Consider the following 21,143-nt stretch of genomic DNA (forward strand, 5'->3'; position numbering starts at 1 on the left):
ATCACATCCGGAATATTACCGGGTTGCTTAGAGAAGGCTATCGGTTCGCCAGCCTTGACGGAATATAAGGTCAAAAGCTTGATGGTGTTGAGTCCGTCGCCATCCTTGTTGAATCCCTGTCGTGCCTCCGACTGATTTTCAGAATAGGTCGAAATAGTGGTAGAGTCAAACGCCAGCATAGGAGACTTCCCCAAGTGTGCCGCCCGAGCTGAAAAATAGCGCTGAACGCCTTCCTCATTGCGACCAATATCCTTAAACAGGCTACCATAGACGTCCTCAGTGATCGCTTCGCGATATGGAAGGGGGTGCATCACCTGCCAACTCTCAAGACGTGGCAGCGTGTTGCCACCGGAACCAATCCAGTAGCGCGCGATAGAAAGTATCTTTGCCGCATCACCCTCGCTGAATGAAGCACATACATCATTATCAATGCCGGAAACCTTGCCAACCCATTCCAGTATGTCCGTGAGGCCGGTATGCCGACGTGTTGCATCGACAAGGCCTCCTTCGCCTTTATGTTTTTTCGGACGAGTCGGCAAAATTTTTTGTGTTCCAGCCTTGATTTTCCCTTTGAGTTTCTGACTGACCGTATAGGTCTTTCTGGTTTTTTCGTCGTAGGCTGTAACCCGTTCATAGACGTAAATATCCCCATTCGGACGCTTTTCACGCCGTTCACCGACGTGAGTTTTTCCTGTTATTGGTTTAGCCATGCAAAAACCCCCTTTTAAAGTGTTCGTATAAATATAATACAAACACGTTAAAAAGTCAAAGGAAAAGCATGGATTTTCAAATAATTAGAACGTTTGGCGTTGTGTTTTCTATTTAAGGTGTGCGCTTTGTACGATTTTCAGGTTATACAGACAGAGCTATGGATGATTTGGACCTCGCATTTGCATGGTATGAAAGGCAAAGACGGGGACTGGGTTTTGATTTTTTGGATTGTGTCGAAATCGCTGTAAAATCAATCATTGAAAATTATGCAATGTACAGAATTCATTATCTAAACTTCAGAGGTTGTGTGGTTAGACGATTTCCATTTACTGTGTTTTATACAGTCGAATAAAATGAAATAGTTCTTCATTCGGTTTTTGACAATAGACAGAATCCTGAAAAAAAGCCTTAACAATCGCATTCGCTCGAACAACTTTAAAAAACGAAAGTCCTCTTTTCTTTTCCAGAAATTCATCCGAAAGCAGAAGTGTCCACTGATTATCAGCCCTTTGAAAAATGGGTATGAAAGAGAAGTGAATCAGCCGAAGGCAACTATTCTATAATTTCGAATAGTTGCATGTGAGGGGAAAACAAATTGATTGAATCAACCAGTGGAAATATCATCAAGGACAATGCAGAGGCCCTGGGTTTTCGGAAATGACAAAGCCCGGCCAGCTCAACCAAAACAGTCATCTTGATATGATTTCATTTTTTTATTACCAAATAAACAATATTTCTTGACAATAAAAAATCTATATGGTTTTTTAATCCATCATGACTGCTGATCTCTCTTTCATAGGCAGAAACATTCGATTTCTAAGACGGTCCAGAAACTGGACCCTGGAAGATCTGTCTTCCCGCATCGATATTCACAAAGTGGCCCTGGGCCGCATCGAAAGAGGCATCAATCTGCCGTCAGCCATGGTGATCTATCAACTGTCCACGGCTTTCAATGTGCCCGTGGACACCCTGTTCTCCCCGGATCCCATCCACCAGGCCCCCGTGGCAACCACGGAAACTACGGATACCTGTTTCATTTCACTGGATCCGGAACCGGCCCCCCTTGCCGCAGCCCTCATGAATGCCTGCCGGGAGATCATGGCCGCGTTCCATGCTCTGGAAGATATCTGCCGGGTGCCCAAACATGCCACCGTTCCTCTGTCCATCCCGTTTGACCCCGACTATCCGGGCATGGAAACGCTGGCGGCCCGGATGCGCACTTATCTGGCCACGGGCGATGCCGTGGTGTTTGACTATCTTGAGCTGTTTGAAAACGCGGGCCTGCGGGTCATCCTTTTTCCCTTTCCCCGGGGCGCTGCCTCAATGGAATCCGTCTCATTTTACGAACCCGCATTTCACAATGCCTTCTTTTTTATCAACGCCCGGAACAATACGGAAAAACAGCTGTTCTCCCTTGCCAGAGAACTGGGCAGCATCCTGGTGTCCAACCAGATGAACCGCCGGAAAACCCCTTTGTTCCCCCCATCCGAAGATGATGCCGGCCGGCCCATCAACCCGGCCCGTGCCGCCGGACGCTTTGCTTCCACCTTTCTGATGCCCGAACCTGCCGTGCGCGCCACGGTCGGCCAGCTGGGCGTATCCAAAGATGCCTGGTCCTGGGACCTGCTCCTTCGTATCAAACACCGGTTCGGTGTGTCTGCCCAGACCTTTCTCTACCGGCTCCACGAGCTGGATCTGATCTCCGGCCCCACCAGAAATACCCTTGATACCCAAATAAAAGATTTTTACGCTGCCAACGGCCCCATAGAACCGGATGCCTCCCGCCGCTGCCTCACCCCCAACGGCCGGTTTTTTGATCTGCTGCTGACGGCGGAAACCATAAAAGATGCTCAATGTGAAGTGAAAAATATTCACAAAATAACTGTAAAATATCGGTTTCTTAGCATTTGAAACCAGAACCCCGAAAGGCTAATTGAGTTAGATTGATTAAATCACATAATCGGCAAAAGGTAATGCGGAGAATAAAATGAAACAATTTTATGCGCATTCAACAGATTCAAAAGATACGTCAGATTGGCAGCTTCTTGATACACATTTGGACAATGTAGCCAAAAGAGCAGGCAGGTTTGCCGATTGTTTTGACGGCAAGGAATGGGCTGAAACGATTGGAAAAATTCATGATCTTGGTAAGGGAAGTTGCTCTTGGCAAGCCTATCTCCGTCATGTGACCGGAGTTGTTGATGAATTTTGCAAATATTTTGAAGGGCATCCATCCCATGCGTTTACAGGTGCACAGGTACTATATAATCTTTCTAAAGACACCGGAAAACTTTTGTCTTATTGTGTGGCAGGGCATCACGGGGGGTTGCCGAACTGGAGCGACACGTCAGCATCAGCCTTGAAAGATCGGTTATCGCAGCAATATCCAAAAGTGGATGTTGCATATTCCATCCCTAAGCTTCCCGGATCATGTCCATTGGTTTTTGACCAATCTCGTTTGGGATTTCAGTTTCAATTTTTTACAAGAATGTTATTTTCCTGTCTGGTAGACGCTGATTTCCTTGATACTGAGGAATCGATCGATGGAAACAAGGCAGTCTGGAGATCTCAATATGCATCCCTCGATAAGATTTCTCAAAAATTTTGGCTAAATTTCAAAACACTCCGGAATACAGCTGATTTAAAACTATTGGTAAACAGGCAGCGGGAAAATGTTCTCAGGGACTGTTTGGCAGCGGCAGAGGAAAATCCGGGAATTTTTTCTTTGACAGTTCCGACTGGAGGAGGAAAAACGCTGGCTTCTTTGGCATTTGCTTTAAATCACGCTCAAAAATTTGATAAGCAGCGAATTATTTATGTGATCCCTTTTACCAGCATTATTGAACAAAATGCCAAAGTGTTTCGCGGCATGGTCGGAAACGATAGTGTTCTCGAACATCACTGCAATTTTTCAGTAGACGAGGGAGATTGGAAAACCAAACTGGCATCTGAGAATTGGGATGCACCGGTTATTGTGACAACGAACGTACAATTTTTTGATTCGTTTTATGCAAACAAACCGTCAAAATGTCGAAAACTGCACAATGTGGCCAATAGCATCATCATTTTTGATGAAGTCCAGGCGATCCCGGTTGAGAACCTGAAGCCCTGCCTTGAGGTCATCAGAGAATTATCATTGAATTACAATGTCACCTCAGTATTATGCACCGCAACACAACCTGCCATTCATTTTTCTGAATCCTTTAAATCAGGCCTGAAAGATGTCAAAGAAATAATTCAAAATATCCCCGATCTTTTTTCTAAGCTTAAAAGAACTGAAGAAACATATATCGGACAACTCAGTGTTCAGGAAATAGCAGGTAGGCTTAGCGGATATAAGCAGGTTTTGTGTATAGTAAATACCCGCCAACAGGCACTTGACATATACAACGCCCTGCCGGAATCTAATGAAAATTTTCATTTAAGTGCCTTGATGTATCCGGCACATCGGACAAAAATGTTCGAAAAAATCAAATCCTTACTTGATCCATCAAAGAAAATGCCTTGTCGAGTAATCAGTACTCAGCTGATTGAGGCAGGTGTTGACATTGATTTTCCTTGTGTCTTCAGAAGTGTAGCAGGGATTGACAGTATCGCTCAGGCTGCCGGGCGATGTAATCGAAATGGATTGCATGATCAGCCACAGAAAGTTTATATTTTTGATGTGACTGAAGCCCCTAATCAAATGTTTTTCCGCAAGGCAGCCCAATCTGCAGAGAAGCTTTTTGAAAGATTTGATTTGAAACTGACTTCACCGGAATGTGTGAATGAATATTTTTTGGATTTTTTTTGGAAAAATGAGCAGCATATGGATCGGAAAGCAATATTGGAAAAATGCGGTATGGCCCAATCTTTGGATATACCGTTCAAAGAAATTTCAGAATTTAAAATGATCGATTCACCGACTGTTCCGATTGTCATTGCTCTTGAAGATGAGGCGAGAAAGCTCACAGACCTTCTACCACTTGAAAAATATCCGGGAAGGGTTCTCAGAAAACTTCAACAGTATTGTGTTCAGATATATCCATATCAGCTGGACGCAATAAAGGATTGGTTGGAAAATCCCATCTCTGGAGTATGGGTGCTGCGTTCAGATTTGCTTTATGAAAGAAAAACAGGATTGAAGTGCGATCCGCCCAGAGGAAATGCATTTTTTGGATAAAATCAGGAGGGAATTATGGGTTATGGAATTAAATTGAGAGTTTGGGGGGATTATGCGTTATTTACACGCCCGGAAATGAAAGTTGAAAGGGTATCATATGATGTAATGACACCATCTGCTGCCAGGGGTATTCTGGAAGCAATTTTTTGGAAACCCGCAATTCGATGGATTGTTGACCGGATACACGTGCTGAACCCCATTTGTTTTGAGAATATCAGGCGTAATGAAATCGCAAAAAAAACATCTGTGTCCAGTACTGATATGCGGGGTAGCAAAGAATTATGCATTTATTCTGATGATTCAGACATCCGGCAGCAAAGATCTTCCATGGTTTTACGCAATGTGGATTACGTGCTTGAAGCTCATTTTGAATTGACAGGAAAAGAAAAAGGAGATCCGGGAAAGTTTTTGGCCATATTTGAGCGGCGTGTCAAAAAAGGCCAATGCTTCCACCGGCCATATTTCGGCTGCCGGGAGTTTCCGGTAAATTTTGAGTGGTGTACACATATACCGGCATCACCTTTCAGCGGGGAGCAGGATTTCGGGTTTATGTTGCATGACATTGATTTCAGTAACGATATGACGGCTCAATTTTTCCGGGCTGTCATGAAAAATGGGGTGATTGACTGTCGAAAGGAGGTGGTGTCATGATTTTTCATTCGTTAATATCCTTGTATGACAGGTTGTCGGATACTGACAAGGTCCCACCTTATGGCTTCAGCTTTGAAGATATTGGATTTATGGTCATTATCGACAAAAAAGGAAAACTTGTTGGTGACCCACAAGATTTGAGGCAGCAAATCAAGGCGGATACATATCAATATCACACTTCCATGGTACCATATTCAAACAAGGTCAATGTTCGTTCCGGAAAAGGTGCAGTTGAAACCCCGAATTTCATGGTGGACAAGGCGGATTATATTTTTGGTATGTCAGGTAAGTCTGAAAAAAAAGGGCACCATTGTTCCTTTTTTAAGCGAGTTCAAGAGGTTTGTGATAATTCATCTGATGAAGGAATTTTAGCTGTAAAAGCGTTCTGTGAAACATGGAACCCTGATGATTCACCCCGGCTAAAATATTGGAATGAGATGTGCGGCACACATGGAAAATGGATTGCTTTCCGGCTTCAAGGAGATCCAGGGTTTATTCATGAGCGCGATGAGGTCAAAAAAAGATGGACTGATTTTATTACCAAAGAAGAATATCCTAAAGGCGTCAGTTTTATTGATGGAAAAGAACATAATATTCAACATCAATTCGCTCAGTTCAAATTCGGTTCAGGCGCTTCGCTGGTTTCTTTTAATGAAGTGGCGTATGAATCGTACAGCAAAAAAAGGGGAGAGAATGCACCCATATCAGTGGCAGCAGAATTTAAATCCTCAGCTGCTTTAAAATTTTTGTTTCGCAGCAAAACACAGCGGATGCGGATCGGGGATGCGACCGTGGTTTTCTGGGCAGAGCGGAAATCATCAATTGAAAAGATTTTTGGTCAGATATTGAATCCATCTTGGGAGGACCAGGCAGCTGCTAATCAAGTAAAGATGTTTCTGGGAGGGGTTAAGAAAGGGGTATTACCCAATGATTTGCAAAGTGAAGAAAATTTGAAATTCTTTATTCTGGGGCTGTCTTTAAACAAAGCCAGACTGGCCCTCAGGTTCTGGTTTGTCTGTACAGTGGGCGATTTGATCAAAAAGCTTCAAGCCCATTTTTCTGACCTTGAAATGGAATTAAGTTCTGAAGACGATATCCAATATCCTGGAATCTGGCACTTGTTGAAAGAAACGGCGAGAGAGACAAAGAATATTTCACCCGTGCTGAGCGGGGCATTGACCCGGTCTATTCTTACTGGTGCAAACTATCCACAGGGCTTTTTTCAAAGTGTTCTGGGGCGTGTCCGGGTTGATCGTAAGATAAATTATCTGAAAGCTTCAATTATAAAAGCGGTTTTACAACGAAACTATAAAAAGGAGATTCCCATGAGTTTGGATACCGAAAGAAAAGACGTGGCATACCTGCTTGGGAGATTGTTTGCCGTACTGGAAAAAGCTCAAAAAGATGCGTTGGGAAAAATTAATACGACCATAAAAGACCGATTTTTCAGTGCTGCTTCTGCAACCCCTGCCAGTGTCTTTCCTCGTCTTTTACGCCTGTCTCAACATCATATTGAAAAATCAGAGTACGGGTACAAATCAGATCAGCGCATTTCAGAAATAATGGAGCATATTGATAATTTTCCTTCACATATGGACCTGCAGAATCAGGGTGTATTTGCCATAGCATACTATCATCAGAAAAATGCCATGGATCGTGAGATGAAAGAAGCGGTTAAAAATAAAAAAGACAAGCAAACTCAAAAAGATCAAGGAGAAAAAAATGACTGATCCTATTTCAAACCGTTATGAATTCGTTTTGTTATTTGATGTAAAAAACGGCAACCCCAATGGAGATCCTGATGGAGGGAATTTACCTCGAATTGATCCGGAAACCGGTCATGGGATTACTACCGATGTGTGTCTAAAACGTAAGGTTCGTAACTATGTTGAACTCGTTAAAGACAATAAAAGTCCATTTGTTATTTATGTCAAAGAGCGGGCAGTATTGGCTGAACGCAGGAAACCGGCTTACGATTCCGTCCAGGATGAGAAATCCAAGGCTGAAAAAATAAGTAAGGCACGGATATGGATGTGCCAGAATTTTTTTGATGTACGCACCTTTGGTGCAGTTATGTCCACTAAAGATAACAATTGTGGCCAAGTTAGGGGACCAGTTCAATTTACTTTTTCTGAGAGCATTGATCCCATAGTTCCTTTGGAAGCAAGCATTACCCGAATGGCTGTAGAGACAAAAAAAGAAGCTGATAGCCAAGGAGGTGACAATAGAACAATGGGGCGTAAGGCTTATGTCCCCTATGGACTGTACAGATCTCATGGCTTTGTTTCTGCGCCTTTGGCAAGACAGACAGGCTTTACTGAAGATGATCTTGAGCTGCTCTGGAATGCTTTGATTTACATGTTCGATCATGACAGAAGCGCCTCACGAGGAGAAATGGCGACTCAAAAACTTTTTATTTTCAAACACAACAGTGAACTTGGAAATGCTCCTGCCCATAAACTTTTTGATTTGATAAAAGTAGAACGGAAAAATTTATCATTGCCTGCAAGAAAATTCAGTGACTATCAAGTGGATATTGAAAAAGAAGGTTTGCCAGGCGGTGTGGAATTGTTTGATAGAATTTAACTAAAATTTTTTTCACAACGAGGATATAATAATGGAAAGGCTTTTCGGCCACCTTGACAATGACCTCGCCAAAACCCTGATGACCCAGTTGCGGGATCTGTGGACCCATACATCCACTGCTATAGAAGGAAATACCCTGACCCTGGGTGAAACTGCTTTTGTATTGAGGGAAGGTTTGACCATAGGAGGCAAACCTTTAAAAGATCATCAGGAAGTGGTAGGGCATGCCAGGGCCATTGATCTGATATACGACCTGATACAAAGCAGTACTTCCTTTACTGAAAAAGAACTGTTCGCACTTCACAAAGCGGTTCAGACAGAACAGGTTTTTGATGTTTATAAACCGGTGGGAGGATGGAAAAAAGAACCGAACTCCACTGTGGGAGTGGTTGACGAAAATCAGGTGGTGTTCGAATTTGCGTCACCGACAGATGTTCCATCACTGATGAAATCCTGGTTTAATCAATACCAGGAGCTGGACCGTTGTCTGGTTCCGGAAGACAAAGATCGAGCATTGATTTCCTATGTGAAATTACATGCTTCTTTTGTCCGGATTCATCCTTTTTTTGATGGAAACGGCCGTCTGGCAAGATTGGTTGCCAATCTACCTGTGATCAAATCCGGACTGCCGCCTATTATTATTCCACGGCAGCAGCGAAAGCAGTATATAGATATCTTGGCGGAATATCATTTTAAAACCGGCCGGATAAAAGCTGGAGATGAATTGGTGCCCAATCCTGACACGTTAAAGCCATTTATTGACTTCTGTGAACAGGCCTGGGAGGACTCTCTTCGCATCGTGAAAGATATCCAACAGAAACAGCGGGAAAGAGACAAAGAAAAATGAAGGCCGAGTACAGCGAAAATGAATATTTTCAATTATCCGCACTTCAGCATTTTCTTTTCTGCAAAAGACAGTGTGCCTTGATTCACCTGGAACAAATATGGGTCGAAAATAGATTTACCGCAGAGGGCCGGGATATGCATGAAAGAGTGGACAGAGGCGATCAGGTCGATAGAGGAAAAGTACGAATAGAATATGGGCTGAACCTTAAATCAAGAGCCTTGGGCCTGACGGGAAAGGCGGATGTGGTGGAATTTCATCTGGACCCGACGGTTAAAAACAGGTGGATTCCTTTCCCTGTGGAATATAAGCGGGGAAAACCCAAAAAGGATGATTCCGATAAAGTCCAGCTCTGTGCGCAAGCCGTCTGTCTTGAAGAGATGCTTGACATCCAGGTGGAACAAGGTGCCTTGTTCTATGGAAAAATCAGGCGCCGTCTGGATGTCAAGTTTGATCTGTCTCTCAGAAATATTACCCAGAAGACATCTGATGCGTTTCATGAAATGATGAATTCTGGCGTAACTCCTCCGCCACGGTATGAAAAAAAATGCGACACTTGTTCTTTTTTTTCTGTATGCATGCCCAGAACTATTGGAAAAAAAAGAAAGGTTGGTACATGGCTGAAACAGATCGTTCAAATGGATGGATGCCAGGAAGAGCAGGGTTGAATGAAAAAACACCTTAATACCCTTTTTGTCACCACTCAAGGCGCATACTTGTCCAAGGAAGGAGAAACTGTTGCCATCAGAGTTGAGCAAAAGGTTCAGATGCGGATTCCGATTCACGCTTTGGCAGGAATTGTCTGTTTTGGTGTAGTCACTTGCAGCCCTTTTTTGATGGGATTTTGTGCTGAAAATGATGTGACCATAAGCTTCTTGACCCGAAATGGACGATTTATGGCTATGGTGCGAGGCCCGGTCTCAGGCAATGTTTTATTGCGAAGAAAACAATTCCGCATGGCTGACTGCAAAGACAAGGCCGCACAAATGGCGGGTTTTGTGCTTACCGGGAAATTGGCAAACAGCCGCACTGTGCTGGAAAGATCCATAAGGGATCATGGTGATAAATTGGACAGGGCAGCCATAAAAAAGGTGTCATCCAGGCTCTATTCTTATATCCGGAAAGAAATACCAAACCCGAATCTGGACAGGTTGCGGGGAATTGAAGGAGATGCGGCTCACCAGTATTTCAGTGTATTCGATGAATTGATTTTTTCGAACAAAAGAGAATTTGCATTCACCGGAAGAAACCGGCGCCCTCCAACTGACAGGATCAATTGTCTGCTATCTTTTGTATACACTTTGTTAGTCCATGATGTGCGATCGGCCCTTGAAACGGTAGGGCTCGATCCAGCGGTGGGGTTTCTGCACCGGGACCGGCCGGGGAGGCCGGGCCTGGCACTTGATATGATGGAAGAGTTCAGGCCATTTTTTGCAGATAGACTTGTGCTTTCAATGATTAATCGGAATCAGATTCATCCGGATGGGTTTGTAATCAAAGAATCTGGTGCGGTTTTCATGGATGATGACACCCGGCGAAAAATTCTCGAAATATATCAGAAAAGAAAACAGGAGTATCTGATTCATCATTTTTTGAATGAGAAAATTGAAATTGGGAATCTGTTTTTTATCCAGGCATTGCTTCTGGCAAGATTTATTCGGGGAGACATCGATGGATATCCCCCTTTTATCTGGAAATAAAACCGGGAGGTGATATTGCTGGTTCTGATCAGTTATGATGTATCAATAGAAAAAAACGGCCAGAAAAGACTGAGGCGTGTGTCCAAAGCTTGTGCAAATTATGGCCAGCGGGTCCAATATTCAGTGTTCGAATGTATCGTTGATCCTGCTCAGTGGACAGTTCTGCGGCGGCAATTAATTGATGAAATCGATCACGAACTGGACAGTCTGAGGTTCTATTTTCTGGGATCCAACTGGCGGAGACGAATTGAGCATATTGGAGCAAAGCCGGCAATTGATATGGAGGGCCTGTTAATATTATAAAAAATGCGAACCGGTAGTTGTTTTTGAACAGTCTGAAGCTGTTCTTCATTATTGCTGACAAAATCATCAATAATGGAAAATTAGTTTCGCATATGGATAACTATTTGTTTTAATAACTAATATTTTTTGATGTGCATTTTGATTGATGGTAATCAGGTCTTAAAACAACAAAATCGCTCTTTGACAATTCGTTTTGATGTAAAAATAGATAGTTATGACAATAGCAGTCGCTCCCCATGCGGGAGCGTGGATTGAAACGTCTTGCAAAATTCAGACGTTGAATGGAATCAGCGTCGCTCCCCATGCGGGAGCGTGGATTGAAACGTCGAGGATCGATACAACCGGAATTTCTTTTCCTGTCGCTCCCCATGCGGGAGCGTGGATTGAAACAGACATGGGGGCCGCTGGGCGTGAATGGCCTGCGTCGCTCCCCATGCGGGAGCGTGGATTGAAACAAGAATTTCTGACCATGTTCGGCCAGGTGAAATAGTCGCTCCCCATGCGGGAGCGTGGATTGAAACAAGCGAGTCTCCGACATTGCCCATGGCCCGCAAAAGGTCGCTCCCCATGCGGGAGCGTGGATTGAAACTTGAGCATCGAGCGCCCGAAGGGATCCAGAAATATGTCGCTCCCCATGCGGGAGCGTGGATTGAAACTGCCATACTTGCCGGATTTAGCCCGGCCGAATTTGTCGCTCCCCATGCGGGAGCGTGGATTGAAACCCTCAGCCACCGGCACCATTTCCGCTGCCTGCTCGTGTCGCTCCCCATGCGGGAGCGTGGATTGAAACTACCAAGGAGACACAAATGGGAGAAATTGAAGAACGTCGCTCCCCATGCGGGAGCGTGGATTGAAACTTGGATTGAAAGGGGAGGAGGTTCTGAAAGTCCTGTCGCTCCCCATGCGGGAGCGTGGATTGAAACCTGCTGTCCTGTTATCGGGCCTCTGGGTAGAATTGGTCGCTCCCCATGCGGGAGCGTGGATTGAAACTGATTGATCTGCTGGTCAAGGCTGGATATCCTCATGTCGCTCCCCATGCGGGAGCGTGGATTGAAACGTGTTTAGCATTGGATGTGCAGTACTGATCGGATGTCGCTCCCCATGCGGGAGCGTGGATTGAAACTCGCCGTCAGAGTAAGAGTACCACTTCGGCGTGGGTCGCTCCCCATGCGGGAGCGTGGATTGAAACGCAGATTGGACGAAAGCCTGTTTGTACTCCGGAATGTCACTCCCCCCTTCAGACATCCCGGAAAATAAGAGCACTGGATTTGCCGCATTTGATTATTATCTGCATGAATGGGGGGGCGTGACAGCGTTCTTTGTGGACAGACCGGAAAAAATTGATTATCCGGACAAGTTGATTAACGGGGTGAAGTTTCATGCCAGATAGAATAGGGCGAAACCGGGCCGGCTCACAACCCGGCACGTGATATGTGGCACGATGGGGTGGCCCCCCCTCACATATCACGTGCCCATAATCATTATAAAGCGGTATTTCGGCCTGTGACGGGTGCCGAAAGCTGAGGGCCAGTGTTCTTAAATATCCCAGAGTGGGACGATGACCGGACCCGGCGGCGACTCCGGTGTCGACACAGTGGCCTGGCGGGGCCTCGCCCCCTTTGCGTGTGCCGGTTCCATAACCCAAATATTATTAAACAAACAGGAAGTCGTCAATGGCAAAATGGATCAAGATACGAAAGACCGTCAAAGATATTGCCAAAACCAGCAAGAAAATTAAAATTGCGTAAGAAGGTCTGGTTGATAAAAAACAGGTGAAAATAGACAAAAATTGGGCGTTGCTGTTTACCCATTTTGTTAATATTGGCATTTTGAGTAAACACCGGTTTTTGTCCGTTTTGAAAGTGACGTAAAAGCACGTCTGGCAAGGCTTTCTGGTTTTAAAACCCCGGGTGGTAAAAGCGGAAGATTTTGGCCGGTTCAAGGCACTTCAATCTGTTTTTTCATCAAAAAATGATCCCGTGGGGCATCTTCAGGATAACGGATTGACATTATGGAATCCAACGGGTATTTGAGGGCCCATTCTCGCATTTGAAAATTTTCTGCTCACGCCGTGCAGAATATGGTATATGGTAGCTTAACTTGCTTGGTTCACTGTCCAAAGGTTTGGGTCCGCCGCACTCATCCAAGGTCAGGATAAATCCAAAATCAAATTATGTACCAGAACAGGGTGAGAAAAACCCTTTGCAGGAAGTTCGCCTCTGTTTTCAAATTTTTTGGTGCGGATTGAAAGTTGAACTTGCAATCCGCACTTTTTTGGGGTAATGATTTTTGTATGACACTGATCGATCGCGCCATCGAACCGGTACTGCACGCCTTGTCAGAAAAATACCCGGTCATCACCATCACAGGTCCCCGGCAGAGCGGGAAGACAACCCTGTGCCGGAAGGTGTTTTCCGACAAACCCTATGCGAATCTGGAATCACCGGATATCCGTCAGTTTGCCACGGATGATCCGCGGGGGTTTCTTTCCCAGTATCCGGATGGGGCAGTTTTAGATGAAATCCAGCGGGTCCCGGATCTTGTTTCCTATATCCAGCCAATGGTGGACGACGACCTTCGTGACGGCCTTTTTATCCTTACCGGCAGCCAGCAGTTTGAGGTGAGCCATGCCGTCAATCAGTCACTGGCCGGCCGTACCGCCCTTTTGAAACTGTTGCCTTTTTCCATGGCGGAGCTGCAGACTGATGAGCCCCTGCCCCCGGTGGACCATCTGATCCTTCATGGATTTTACCCCCGCATCTGGGACAAGCAGCTGGATCCGGTCCAGGCCCTGGGGGATTATTTTGAAACCTATATCCAGCGGGATGTCAGACAGCTTGCTGCCATAAAAGACCTGCACCTGTTTCAGCGCTTTGTCCGGTTATGTGCCGGGCGGTGCGGCCAGCTGCTCAATCTAAACAGCCTTGCCAATGATACCGGCGTATCCCACACCACGGCCGGCAACTGGATTTCTATACTCGAAGCAAGTTACATCATTTTTTTGCTTCAGCCCTATCATGGAAATATCACCAAACGTCTGATCAAATCCCCGAAGCTCTATTTTTTTGATGTAGGACTGGCCGCTTTTCTGCTGGGCATTGAAAATCCCCGGCAGGTATCACGGGACCCGCTCCGGGGTAGTCTGTTTGAAAACATGGTTGTGGCTGAAACCTTGAAATACCGGTTCAACCAGGGGAAAAAAAGTAATCTGTATTTTTACAGGGACCGCAAAGGAAACGAGGTGGACCTTGTCTGTGTCACGGGTACCGATCTGTTTCCAATCGAAATCAAGGCCGGGATGACCATTACAAGAGATTATTTCAAGGGCCTGAACCATATGGTCAGAAATTTTCCCGAAAATGTTCCCAACGGGTGCGGCCTGGTTTATGCCGGAGAAAAAAAACAGCAGCGGACCGATGTCACCATTGTGCCTGTCCATCTGTTGAACCAGATTTTTGACACCTGTGGCGGGTGAACATCACGTTATAAGTCATCCAGATTCATTTCGAGTTCCGGCTGATCTTTACGCGAATCGGCCGTGGTATTCAATTCATCATCTTCGATTTTTTCCATGCTGATCGTTTCAATCCGGCCGTCTCTGACCCGGACAGACCGGGTGGCATGGCGCTCCATTTCCCGGTTGTGGGTGACCATGATGATGGTATGGCCCTCCCGATTCAACTCCTGGAGCAAGGCCATGATCTCCAGGGCGGTCCGGGAATCCAGGTTGCCCGTTGGCTCGTCCGCCAGGATGATGGGGGGCCGGTTCACGATGGCCCTGGCAATGGCCACCCGTTCCTGCTCTCCGCCGGAAAGCTGGTCGGGAAGGCGAAGGGCTTTATCCGCCAGGCCCACCCGCTCGATCACGGCCATGGCCATGTCGCGCTTTTCCTTTGTTTTGCGGCCTGTGACGGCCATGGGAACCGTCACGTTTTCCAGCAGGGTCAGATAGGGAATCAGCTGAAAGGACTGAAAGATAAATCCCAGGTATTCGCTGCGGAAATCGGCCCGCTGCTCGGGTGTCAGCGCATACAGATCCAGGGAGTCCACCCGCACCGTTCCCCGGGTGGGGCGGTTCATGCCGCCCATCACGGACAGGAGGGTGGATTTGCCCGAACCGGACGGTCCCGTGACGGAGACAAACTCCCCGTCGTCAATAAAAAAATCCATATGATCGATGGCGGCCACACCGGTGCCGCCGGAGTCATACATCTTGTTCAGGCCGTGTATTTCTATCAGATGGTCTGTCATGGGGTGCTCCATTATATATAAAAGTTTTAAGTGTTAAGTTTTAAGTGTTAAGCCGGTGGCGGTGGACGGGCTTCGTGATGGGTTGGGTCCGCCAGGGCATGGGGAGTGACTGGTTTCCGGGATGCGTTCATGTTACAGGGCCCGCAGCGCATCGCTGGGGTCCATCCGGCCGGCCTTGACCGCGGGATACAGGCTGGCCAGAAGGCTTAAGGCCGCTGCCATGAGCAGGCAGATACCGCCGGTCCGGAAGTTGACACCGGCAAACTCGCCCGCCTCCACCACCAGAGGTGTGATACCCCAGGCGGCGATGTTTCCCAGGGCCACACCGGCCATGCCTCCGAAAATTCCCAGAACCAGGGCCTCCAGCAGAATAATCTGCATCACGTGGGTCTGGCGGAAACCGATGGCCCGGAAAATGCCGATCTCCCGGGTCCGTTCATTCACAGACCCCATCATGGTGACCATGACCAGCAGCGCCCCGACCCCCACCACCAGGACCGACACCCCCAGCGAAAACGACTTGAACAGCTCGATGGACTGCATCTTGGACATCACGGCCTGTTTCATGGCCGTTACCCGGGCATCAGGGAATTTTTCAGCAATCTGCAGGGTGAGTTCGGTAATGGGGCAGCCCCGGCAGAAAGCGGCAATCTCGACCAGGGACACCTTGCCCGGTTTGTCTAAAACCGCCTGGGCCGCGGTGATGTCGGCAATCACGGCATGGTCTTCTGCCCCGCCCGTGGGCATGAGCACCCCGGACACCTGGAAGGCCCGGCCGCCTGTTTCCATCGGGTCACCCGGCGCCAGACCCAGCACGGATGCCGCCGTTGACCCGAGCAGCACCTGGTCCGCTTTTTCCGGAAAAGCCCCGTGTTTCTGCCACCAGGTTTTCAGGGCCAGTTCCTGGTCAAATATCACCCCCATGAGTAGGACCTGTTTTCCGCCGATGTCGGCCGCTCCCAGGACCTTGGGTGCCACCACCCCGAGATTTTTCGCATTTTTGATGGTGCGGATTTTCGGGATATCGGCCTGGTCGAATTCCCGGACCTCATAGTTGACCCCGCCCACATCGATGCCGCCGTAATTCAGTGACAAAGCTTCGGTTCTGGGCACCATCACGATGTTTGCCCCGAACTGGTCGAGGCGCTCTTCGATCTCCACGGTCATGGTTTCGGTAATGGCCAGCAGGGTGACGATGGTGGAAATGCCGATGATCAGGCCCAGGGCCAGAAAAAGCATTTTGGCCTTGCGCCGCCGGATATTTTTGAAAGAGATGTTATAAAGTTTCATTTTCCAGCTCCTTTTCCGATTCAAGGATGACCATGCGCTGCCTATGGCTCTCCCGGTTCAGCAGGGTGGCATCCAGCCCGTGCCGGGCGAACAGGGCCTCAATGGTCTCCGGGTCGATGCTGCGGCGGTCAAAGGTCACCACCAGCCGGGTGTCATGGGTGTCCAGGGACGTGCCGGACACCCCGGGAAGGGCCGCCACCTGGGTCACCAGGGATCTTGGCCAGGCCTGATGGTGTTCCATTTTAAAAATGGCATCGTCCAGGTGACGGGTCTTGAGGTAGGAGAGCGGACCGGGCAGAAACAAAAAGACCAGACCCGCAAGAATTATGCACGAGACAGCGAAGGTCAGGGTGCCGAAAGACAGCCCCCGTTTTTTGACTCCCAGCACCTTTTCTCTTTTTTCCCGGTATTTTTCCGGATCCCAGGTCATGATCCCTCCTCCCTATTTCTTGAATTCGCAAAGCCAGGCGCTGGCGTTGATCTCGGACATGGCAATCAGGAGCTGATCATTGTTGACCGTGCGTGCCAGCGGGGCCGGGTTGCAGCCGCCCTTCACCTCATTGATGCGGTCCGTGGCAAAGCGCATGCCGCAGTTGGTACAGACCATGGTGCCGCCTTCCTGAACATAGCCTTTGCCCGAACGGTAGCAGACATCGCAGGCATCCACGGCAGCACGGATCACCCCGTCAGGGCTTTTGACCACAAAAAATGTTACCATGATGCCCTTGTCGGATTTGACCCGGTAATAATGGGCCTTGCCGTCGGAGATCTCTTTCAGGGGCAGGGACACAACCCCGTTTTCTGGTTTCACTTTTTCGAATTTTCCCGTGCCGAACCATGCCTGGGCCGGGCCGGCAGCCGTTACGAGCAGAACGGCCAGTAAACTAAACAGTGCATAATATGTCATTTTCATGATTGTTTCTCCTTTTGCTGATGGATATGCCATACCGGTTGCCCGGTTCAAGGGGAATCCGGGAATGGTCTGTGCAGACAATCTGCTCACCGGATGCCAGTTCAAAAATATGCCGACGGCCCGGGCCTCTGAAATGGGATTTTACCAGCAGGGGCCTGCAGTCTGATTGAGGGTCTAACACAACGTCTTCCGGCCGGATGAAAACAGCGGGAGTGTCTGCGTGATGAGTCATGACCGGGTGACCGGGTTCAAGACGGCCCACAGGGGTCACCAGCCCGCCGGAAGGGCAGACCTGTGCCCGGATAAAAGACCCTTCTCCGATAAATCCGGCCACATCTTCTGTGGCCGGATGGTAATACAGATGTTCCGCGCAGTCCCACTGGCAAAGCTTTCCGTGTTTCATCACACCTATTTTATCCGCCATGGCAAATGCCTCATGCTGATTGTGGGTCACCAGAAGCCCGGTGGTGCCGAATTCGTTCAGGATACAGCGCACTTCTTCGGACAGAGATTCCCGAAGGGAGATGTCCAGATTTGAAAACGGCTCGTCCATCAAAAGGAGCCCCGGCCTGGGCGCAAGGGCCCTTGCCAGGGCCACCCGCTGCTGCTGTCCCCCGGACAGCTCATGGGGGTATCTGTTTTCCGACCCTGACAGGCCGGTGATGCCGATCAACTGATGCAGGTCTTTTCTGTTTTTCAGGGCCGGGCCAAAGGCGATGTTTTCCATGACCGTTAAATGGGGGAACAGGGCATAGTCCTGGAACACCATTCCCGTGCCCCTTTTTTCCGGACAGACATTGGTCCGATGGTCAAATACCGTTTTCCCATTGATTGCAATCCTGCCCCGGTCCGGGGTTTCAAATCCTGCGATCATGCGCAGCAGCGTGGTCTTGCCGCACCCGCTCGGGCCTAGAAGCGCGCCCAGTTCTCCTTTTTCAACGACAAAAGAGATATCTTCGGCAACGATGAGTTTCCGGTTGTGTGTTTTATGGATTTGATCAACCTTCAGGCACATGTTGTTTTTTGCTCCTTCCGATAAAAGTGAGAAAACCGACCGGGATCATGCCGGCCAGCACCAGGGTTACCGCCGGGAGGGCCGCGCGTTCCCATTCCCCTTCCGAGGTCAGCTCAAAAATTTTCACGGCCAGGGTGTCCCATCCGAACGGCCTGAGCATCAGTGTCACTGGCATCTCCTTGAAAATTTCCACCAGCACCAGGATGCCGCCGGTCACCATACCTTTTCGGATCAGGGGCAGGTGAATCTTTGACAGCAGGGCCGGGCCGGTGACTTTCATCAGGCGCGCCGCTTCGTCAATAGATGGGGTCAGCCGGGTCATATGACTGGAAACCGGGTTGTAACCCACCGTCAGAAACCGGATCATGTAGCACAGGGGAAGCAGGATCAGGCTGCCCTGGAGAAGCGCGCCCTGCAGTTGAATCCCCAGCATGTCCATGGTTCCGGTCACGCGGCTGTCCAGCCATGCCACCACGTGAATGATGCCCACGGCAAGAACGGTTCCGGGCAGTGCGTACCCGGACAAAGAGAGTTTGGCAGCGATCCCGGTTTTCAGATCGGCCCTGCGCCGTCCTGAATAGGACAGGCTCACGGCCACGGCAAGGGTCACGGCCGTCCCCATCAGTCCCAGAAAAAAGGTGTTGGCAACCAGATGGATATAGTGGGCCCCGAATTCAACGGCAAATGCTTTTGCCGTCCAGATCAGCAGTTGAACCGCCGGTATGACGAACGATACCAGCAGCACCGTGCTGCAGAAAGCCGATGCCAGGAAATGACCTGTACCGTTCAGTCGTTTTCTTGAGACCGGCTGGTGTCCGCCCCGGTTGAAGAACTTTTGTTTGCGGCGCAGCCAGGATTCCGCGGCAACAATCACCAGGACCATCACCACCAGGATGGATGCCAGCTGGGCCGCGGCATTGACGGAAAACAAGCCGTACCAGGCTTTGTATATGCCCGTGGTAAACGTGTCGTAGTTGAACACGGACACTGCACCGAAATCCGCCAGGGTTTCCATGAAAACCAGGATCAGTCCGCCGAAAATCCACGGTCTGGCCATGGGCAGGGTGACGCGGAACAGGGTAAACATCCGCCCGCCCCCCAGAGACTGGGACGCCTCGACCATGGAACGGCCCATGGACCGGAATCCGGATGAGGCCATCAGAAACACATAGGGAAAAATGGCCAGAGAGATGACCATGATGGCCCCGCCGCCGGATCTGATTTCAGGAAACAGTCCGGCAAGCTCCGGGGCGTACTCCCTGACAGCGGTTTGAACCGGCCCGGAATAATCCAGCAGCCCGGTATAGATAAACGCCATCACATAGGTGGGTATCGCCAGGGGAAAAATCAGCCATTTTTCAAACAGGCGCCGGCCCCAAAACTCATAAAATGAGGTCAGCCATGCCAGGGAAATTCCTAAAGCGGCAGTGACTGAAACAACCCCGGCCACCAGGATGGCAGTATTTTTCAAAAGCCCGGGCAGCACATACTGCTTTAAATGAGACCAGATGTCAGGGTCGGCATTCATTCCCGAGGCCAGGATAAACAGCACCGGCGACAGGGAGATGGCGGCAATACCCGACGAAACGATGAAGCCGCCCTGATATTTGATGGATGAAATCATTTATACCCTTCAATGTCCATGAGTTTGACGGCCCGGGCCTGGAGTTCACCTGCCCTGGCAAGGTTGGCCGTGCTGGGCTTGAACGCTCCCCATTTACGGACATCTGCGTGGGGAAGCACGGTCTGGTTCACGGGGTATTCCATGTTTGCGTCGGCAAATATTTTCTGTGCGTCTTTTTCAGAGAGCCATTCCAGAAACCGGACAGCCTGATCGATCTTTTTGGAATATTTGACAATCCCGGCACCGGATACGTTCACGTGAACCCCGTTATCTGACTGATCGGCCCAGAAAATGCCCAGGGGAAGATCCGGATTTTGTTTCATGAGGCGGCCGTAATAGTAGGTGTTTACAATTGCGGCATCTCCCTGACCTGCCGCAATTGCCTCCAGTACCTTGGTATCGCTGGAATAGGGGGGGGCGGCAAGGTTGCTTACCCACCCCGACACTATCGACCGGGTTCTGTCTTCCCCCAGGGTCGCGATGAGCATGGCCACCAGGGACTGGTTGTAAACTTTTTTGGAAGTTCTCAGCAGAAGACGGCCCTTCCAGTCTTCGCCGGCCAGGGCTTCATAAGTGCTCAGATCTTCTTTTTTCACCCGGTCCGTATTGTAGACAATGGTCCTGGCTCTAACGGACAACCCGAACCAGCGGTTGTCAGGATCTTTGTAATGATCCGGGATATTTCGGTCCAGCACCGGGGATGTGACCGGAACCAGGATCTCTTTTTGCGCCGCATGCCAGAGGTTGCCCGCATCCACAGTCAACAGGATGTCTGCTGCCGTGTTTTCTTTTTCGGAAAGAATCCGCTGGAGCATCACCGGGGCCTTGCCTGTGATATAGGTGATTTTGATCCCCTGCTCTTTTTCATACTTTTCAAACAGATCCTTGACCAGATGTTCCTTTCTGGCGCTGTACACTACCAGTTCATCCGGGGCCGCGACGGCCTGGCCGGAAAAGAAAATGAACAGAAATAAAAGTGCTGTAACTATTTTTGTCATGAATATAACGCTCCTTTAAATTTAATTTAGTACCACGATGTGGCAATTGGATCTCTATTTAAAGAAAAAAGAGGCAGCTGTCAATAAATAAATTA

Annotated in this window: 18 protein-coding genes, 2 pseudogenes and 1 CRISPR repeat array; of the genes and pseudogenes, 12 read left to right on the forward strand and 8 right to left on the reverse strand. The window is 48.6% G+C overall.

All coding sequences use genetic code 11. The annotated features are described in order from the left end of the window. Positions 1-710: pseudogene (locus tag DPO_RS15085) on the reverse strand (IS1634 family transposase); the annotation flags it as partial. A gap of 119 nt (positions 711-829) precedes the next feature. Here DPO_RS15085 and DPO_RS26760 point away from each other — a divergent pair. From DPO_RS26760 to DPO_RS15145, 12 genes and pseudogenes are all read left to right on the forward strand, one after another. Continuing rightward, on the forward strand, positions 830-1,063 hold the full coding sequence (locus tag DPO_RS26760) for a type II toxin-antitoxin system RelE/ParE family toxin (protein WP_407637415.1): 234 nt from the start codon (positions 830-832) through the stop codon (positions 1,061-1,063). Positions 1,064-1,485: 422 nt separating this feature from the next. Beyond that, on the forward strand, positions 1,486-2,622 hold the full coding sequence (locus DPO_RS15090) for a helix-turn-helix domain-containing protein (protein ID WP_006966951.1): 1,137 nt from the start codon (positions 1,486-1,488) through the stop codon (positions 2,620-2,622). 70 nt (positions 2,623-2,692) lie between these two features. Further along, positions 2,693-3,229: pseudogene (locus DPO_RS26585) on the forward strand (CRISPR-associated endonuclease Cas3''); the annotation flags it as partial. A 21-nt stretch (positions 3,230-3,250) separates the two neighbouring features. Continuing rightward, positions 3,251-4,873 carry a CRISPR-associated helicase Cas3' gene (gene cas3, locus DPO_RS15095; protein ID WP_407637416.1) on the forward strand — a complete coding sequence of 541 codons (1,623 nt, stop codon included), beginning with the start codon at positions 3,251-3,253 and terminating at the stop codon, positions 4,871-4,873. 15 nt (positions 4,874-4,888) lie between these two features. Beyond that, on the forward strand, positions 4,889-5,524 hold the full coding sequence (gene cas5c / locus DPO_RS15100; RefSeq protein WP_006966953.1) for a type I-C CRISPR-associated protein Cas5c: 636 nt from the start codon (positions 4,889-4,891) through the stop codon (positions 5,522-5,524). After that, entirely contained in the window at positions 5,521-7,254 is a 1,734-nt protein-coding gene (gene cas8c / locus DPO_RS15105) for a type I-C CRISPR-associated protein Cas8c/Csd1 (RefSeq protein WP_006966954.1), read from the forward strand. The genes cas5c and cas8c overlap by 4 nt, the downstream gene beginning before the upstream one ends. Next, positions 7,247-8,110: a type I-C CRISPR-associated protein Cas7/Csd2 gene (gene cas7c, locus DPO_RS15110; RefSeq protein ID WP_006966955.1), complete on the forward strand. Its 864-nt coding sequence runs from the start codon at positions 7,247-7,249 to the stop codon at positions 8,108-8,110. Before cas8c ends, cas7c begins: the two co-directional genes overlap by 8 nt. A gap of 31 nt (positions 8,111-8,141) precedes the next feature. Then, positions 8,142-8,957 (forward strand): Fic family protein, encoded by an 816-nt coding sequence (locus DPO_RS15115; protein WP_006966956.1) that lies wholly within the window; start codon positions 8,142-8,144, stop codon positions 8,955-8,957. After that, a complete protein-coding gene (gene cas4, locus DPO_RS15120) occupies positions 8,954-9,622 on the forward strand; it encodes a CRISPR-associated protein Cas4 (protein WP_006966957.1) in 669 nt (222 codons plus the stop codon). The genes DPO_RS15115 and cas4 overlap by 4 nt, the downstream gene beginning before the upstream one ends. Then, positions 9,623-10,654 (forward strand): type I-C CRISPR-associated endonuclease Cas1c, encoded by a 1,032-nt coding sequence (gene cas1c / locus DPO_RS15125; protein WP_006966958.1) that lies wholly within the window; start codon positions 9,623-9,625, stop codon positions 10,652-10,654. Positions 10,655-10,663: 9 nt separating this feature from the next. Continuing rightward, positions 10,664-10,957 (forward strand): CRISPR-associated endonuclease Cas2, encoded by a 294-nt coding sequence (gene cas2 / locus DPO_RS15130; protein ID WP_328284773.1) that lies wholly within the window; start codon positions 10,664-10,666, stop codon positions 10,955-10,957. A gap of 226 nt (positions 10,958-11,183) precedes the next feature. Then, positions 11,184-12,146: direct repeats of the CRISPR family, unit length 32 nt; unit sequence GTCGCTCCCCATGCGGGAGCGTGGATTGAAAC. A 1,104-nt stretch (positions 12,147-13,250) separates the two neighbouring features. After that, complete coding sequence (locus DPO_RS15145; protein ID WP_006966960.1) at positions 13,251-14,432, forward strand: ATP-binding protein; 1,182 nt, start codon at positions 13,251-13,253, stop codon at positions 14,430-14,432. Between the two features lie 8 nt (positions 14,433-14,440). Here the strand turns inward: DPO_RS15145 and DPO_RS15150 are convergent, their stop codons facing one another. From DPO_RS15150 to DPO_RS15180, 7 genes are all read right to left on the reverse strand, one after another. Further along, positions 14,441-15,208: an ABC transporter ATP-binding protein gene (locus tag DPO_RS15150; protein ID WP_006966961.1), complete on the reverse strand. Its 768-nt coding sequence runs from the start codon at positions 15,206-15,208 to the stop codon at positions 14,441-14,443. 132 nt (positions 15,209-15,340) lie between these two features. Further along, a complete protein-coding gene (locus tag DPO_RS15155) occupies positions 15,341-16,498 on the reverse strand; it encodes an ABC transporter permease (protein ID WP_006966962.1) in 1,158 nt (385 codons plus the stop codon). Then, positions 16,485-16,928, reverse strand: coding sequence for a hypothetical protein (locus DPO_RS15160; protein ID WP_006966963.1), 444 nt, complete (start codon positions 16,926-16,928; stop codon positions 16,485-16,487). The genes DPO_RS15155 and DPO_RS15160 overlap by 14 nt, the downstream gene beginning before the upstream one ends. A gap of 12 nt (positions 16,929-16,940) precedes the next feature. After that, on the reverse strand, positions 16,941-17,411 hold the full coding sequence (locus DPO_RS15165; RefSeq protein ID WP_006966964.1) for a DUF2318 domain-containing protein: 471 nt from the start codon (positions 17,409-17,411) through the stop codon (positions 16,941-16,943). Then, positions 17,383-18,426 (reverse strand): ABC transporter ATP-binding protein, encoded by a 1,044-nt coding sequence (locus DPO_RS15170; protein WP_006966965.1) that lies wholly within the window; start codon positions 18,424-18,426, stop codon positions 17,383-17,385. The genes DPO_RS15165 and DPO_RS15170 overlap by 29 nt, the downstream gene beginning before the upstream one ends. Further along, on the reverse strand, positions 18,410-20,050 hold the full coding sequence (locus DPO_RS15175) for an ABC transporter permease (RefSeq protein ID WP_006966966.1): 1,641 nt from the start codon (positions 20,048-20,050) through the stop codon (positions 18,410-18,412). Before DPO_RS15175 ends, DPO_RS15170 begins: the two co-directional genes overlap by 17 nt. Further along, positions 20,047-21,048, reverse strand: a complete 1,002-nt coding sequence (locus DPO_RS15180) for an extracellular solute-binding protein (RefSeq protein WP_006966971.1) — start codon at positions 21,046-21,048, stop codon at positions 20,047-20,049. The genes DPO_RS15175 and DPO_RS15180 overlap by 4 nt, the downstream gene beginning before the upstream one ends. Positions 21,049-21,143 lie beyond the last annotated feature (95 nt).

Source organism: Desulfotignum phosphitoxidans DSM 13687 (genome assembly GCF_000350545.1).
GTDB lineage: Bacteria > Desulfobacterota > Desulfobacteria > Desulfobacterales > Desulfobacteraceae > Desulfotignum > Desulfotignum phosphitoxidans.

Excerpts from the sequence above, each read along its gene's own strand:
- cas7c (WP_006966955.1), top strand. The coding sequence starts at position 7,247 with ATGACTGATCCTATTTCAAACCGTTATGAATTCGTTTTGTTATTTGAT.
- DPO_RS15170 (WP_006966965.1), bottom strand. The coding sequence starts at position 18,426 with ATGTGCCTGAAGGTTGATCAAATCCATAAAACACACAACCGGAAACTC.
- cas4 (WP_006966957.1), top strand. The coding sequence starts at position 8,954 with ATGAAGGCCGAGTACAGCGAAAATGAATATTTTCAATTATCCGCACTT.
- DPO_RS15165 (WP_006966964.1), bottom strand. The coding sequence starts at position 17,411 with ATGAAAATGACATATTATGCACTGTTTAGTTTACTGGCCGTTCTGCTC.
- cas8c (WP_006966954.1), top strand. The coding sequence starts at position 5,521 with ATGATTTTTCATTCGTTAATATCCTTGTATGACAGGTTGTCGGATACT.
- cas5c (WP_006966953.1), top strand. The coding sequence starts at position 4,889 with ATGGGTTATGGAATTAAATTGAGAGTTTGGGGGGATTATGCGTTATTT.
- DPO_RS15175 (WP_006966966.1), bottom strand. The coding sequence starts at position 20,050 with ATGATTTCATCCATCAAATATCAGGGCGGCTTCATCGTTTCGTCGGGT.
- DPO_RS15155 (WP_006966962.1), bottom strand. The coding sequence starts at position 16,498 with ATGAAACTTTATAACATCTCTTTCAAAAATATCCGGCGGCGCAAGGCC.
- DPO_RS15145 (WP_006966960.1), top strand. The coding sequence starts at position 13,251 with ATGACACTGATCGATCGCGCCATCGAACCGGTACTGCACGCCTTGTCA.
- DPO_RS15115 (WP_006966956.1), top strand. The coding sequence starts at position 8,142 with ATGGAAAGGCTTTTCGGCCACCTTGACAATGACCTCGCCAAAACCCTG.
- DPO_RS15160 (WP_006966963.1), bottom strand. The coding sequence starts at position 16,928 with ATGACCTGGGATCCGGAAAAATACCGGGAAAAAAGAGAAAAGGTGCTG.
- DPO_RS15090 (WP_006966951.1), top strand. The coding sequence starts at position 1,486 with ATGACTGCTGATCTCTCTTTCATAGGCAGAAACATTCGATTTCTAAGA.
- cas1c (WP_006966958.1), top strand. The coding sequence starts at position 9,623 with ATGAAAAAACACCTTAATACCCTTTTTGTCACCACTCAAGGCGCATAC.
- DPO_RS15180 (WP_006966971.1), bottom strand. The coding sequence starts at position 21,048 with ATGACAAAAATAGTTACAGCACTTTTATTTCTGTTCATTTTCTTTTCC.
- DPO_RS15150 (WP_006966961.1), bottom strand. The coding sequence starts at position 15,208 with ATGACAGACCATCTGATAGAAATACACGGCCTGAACAAGATGTATGAC.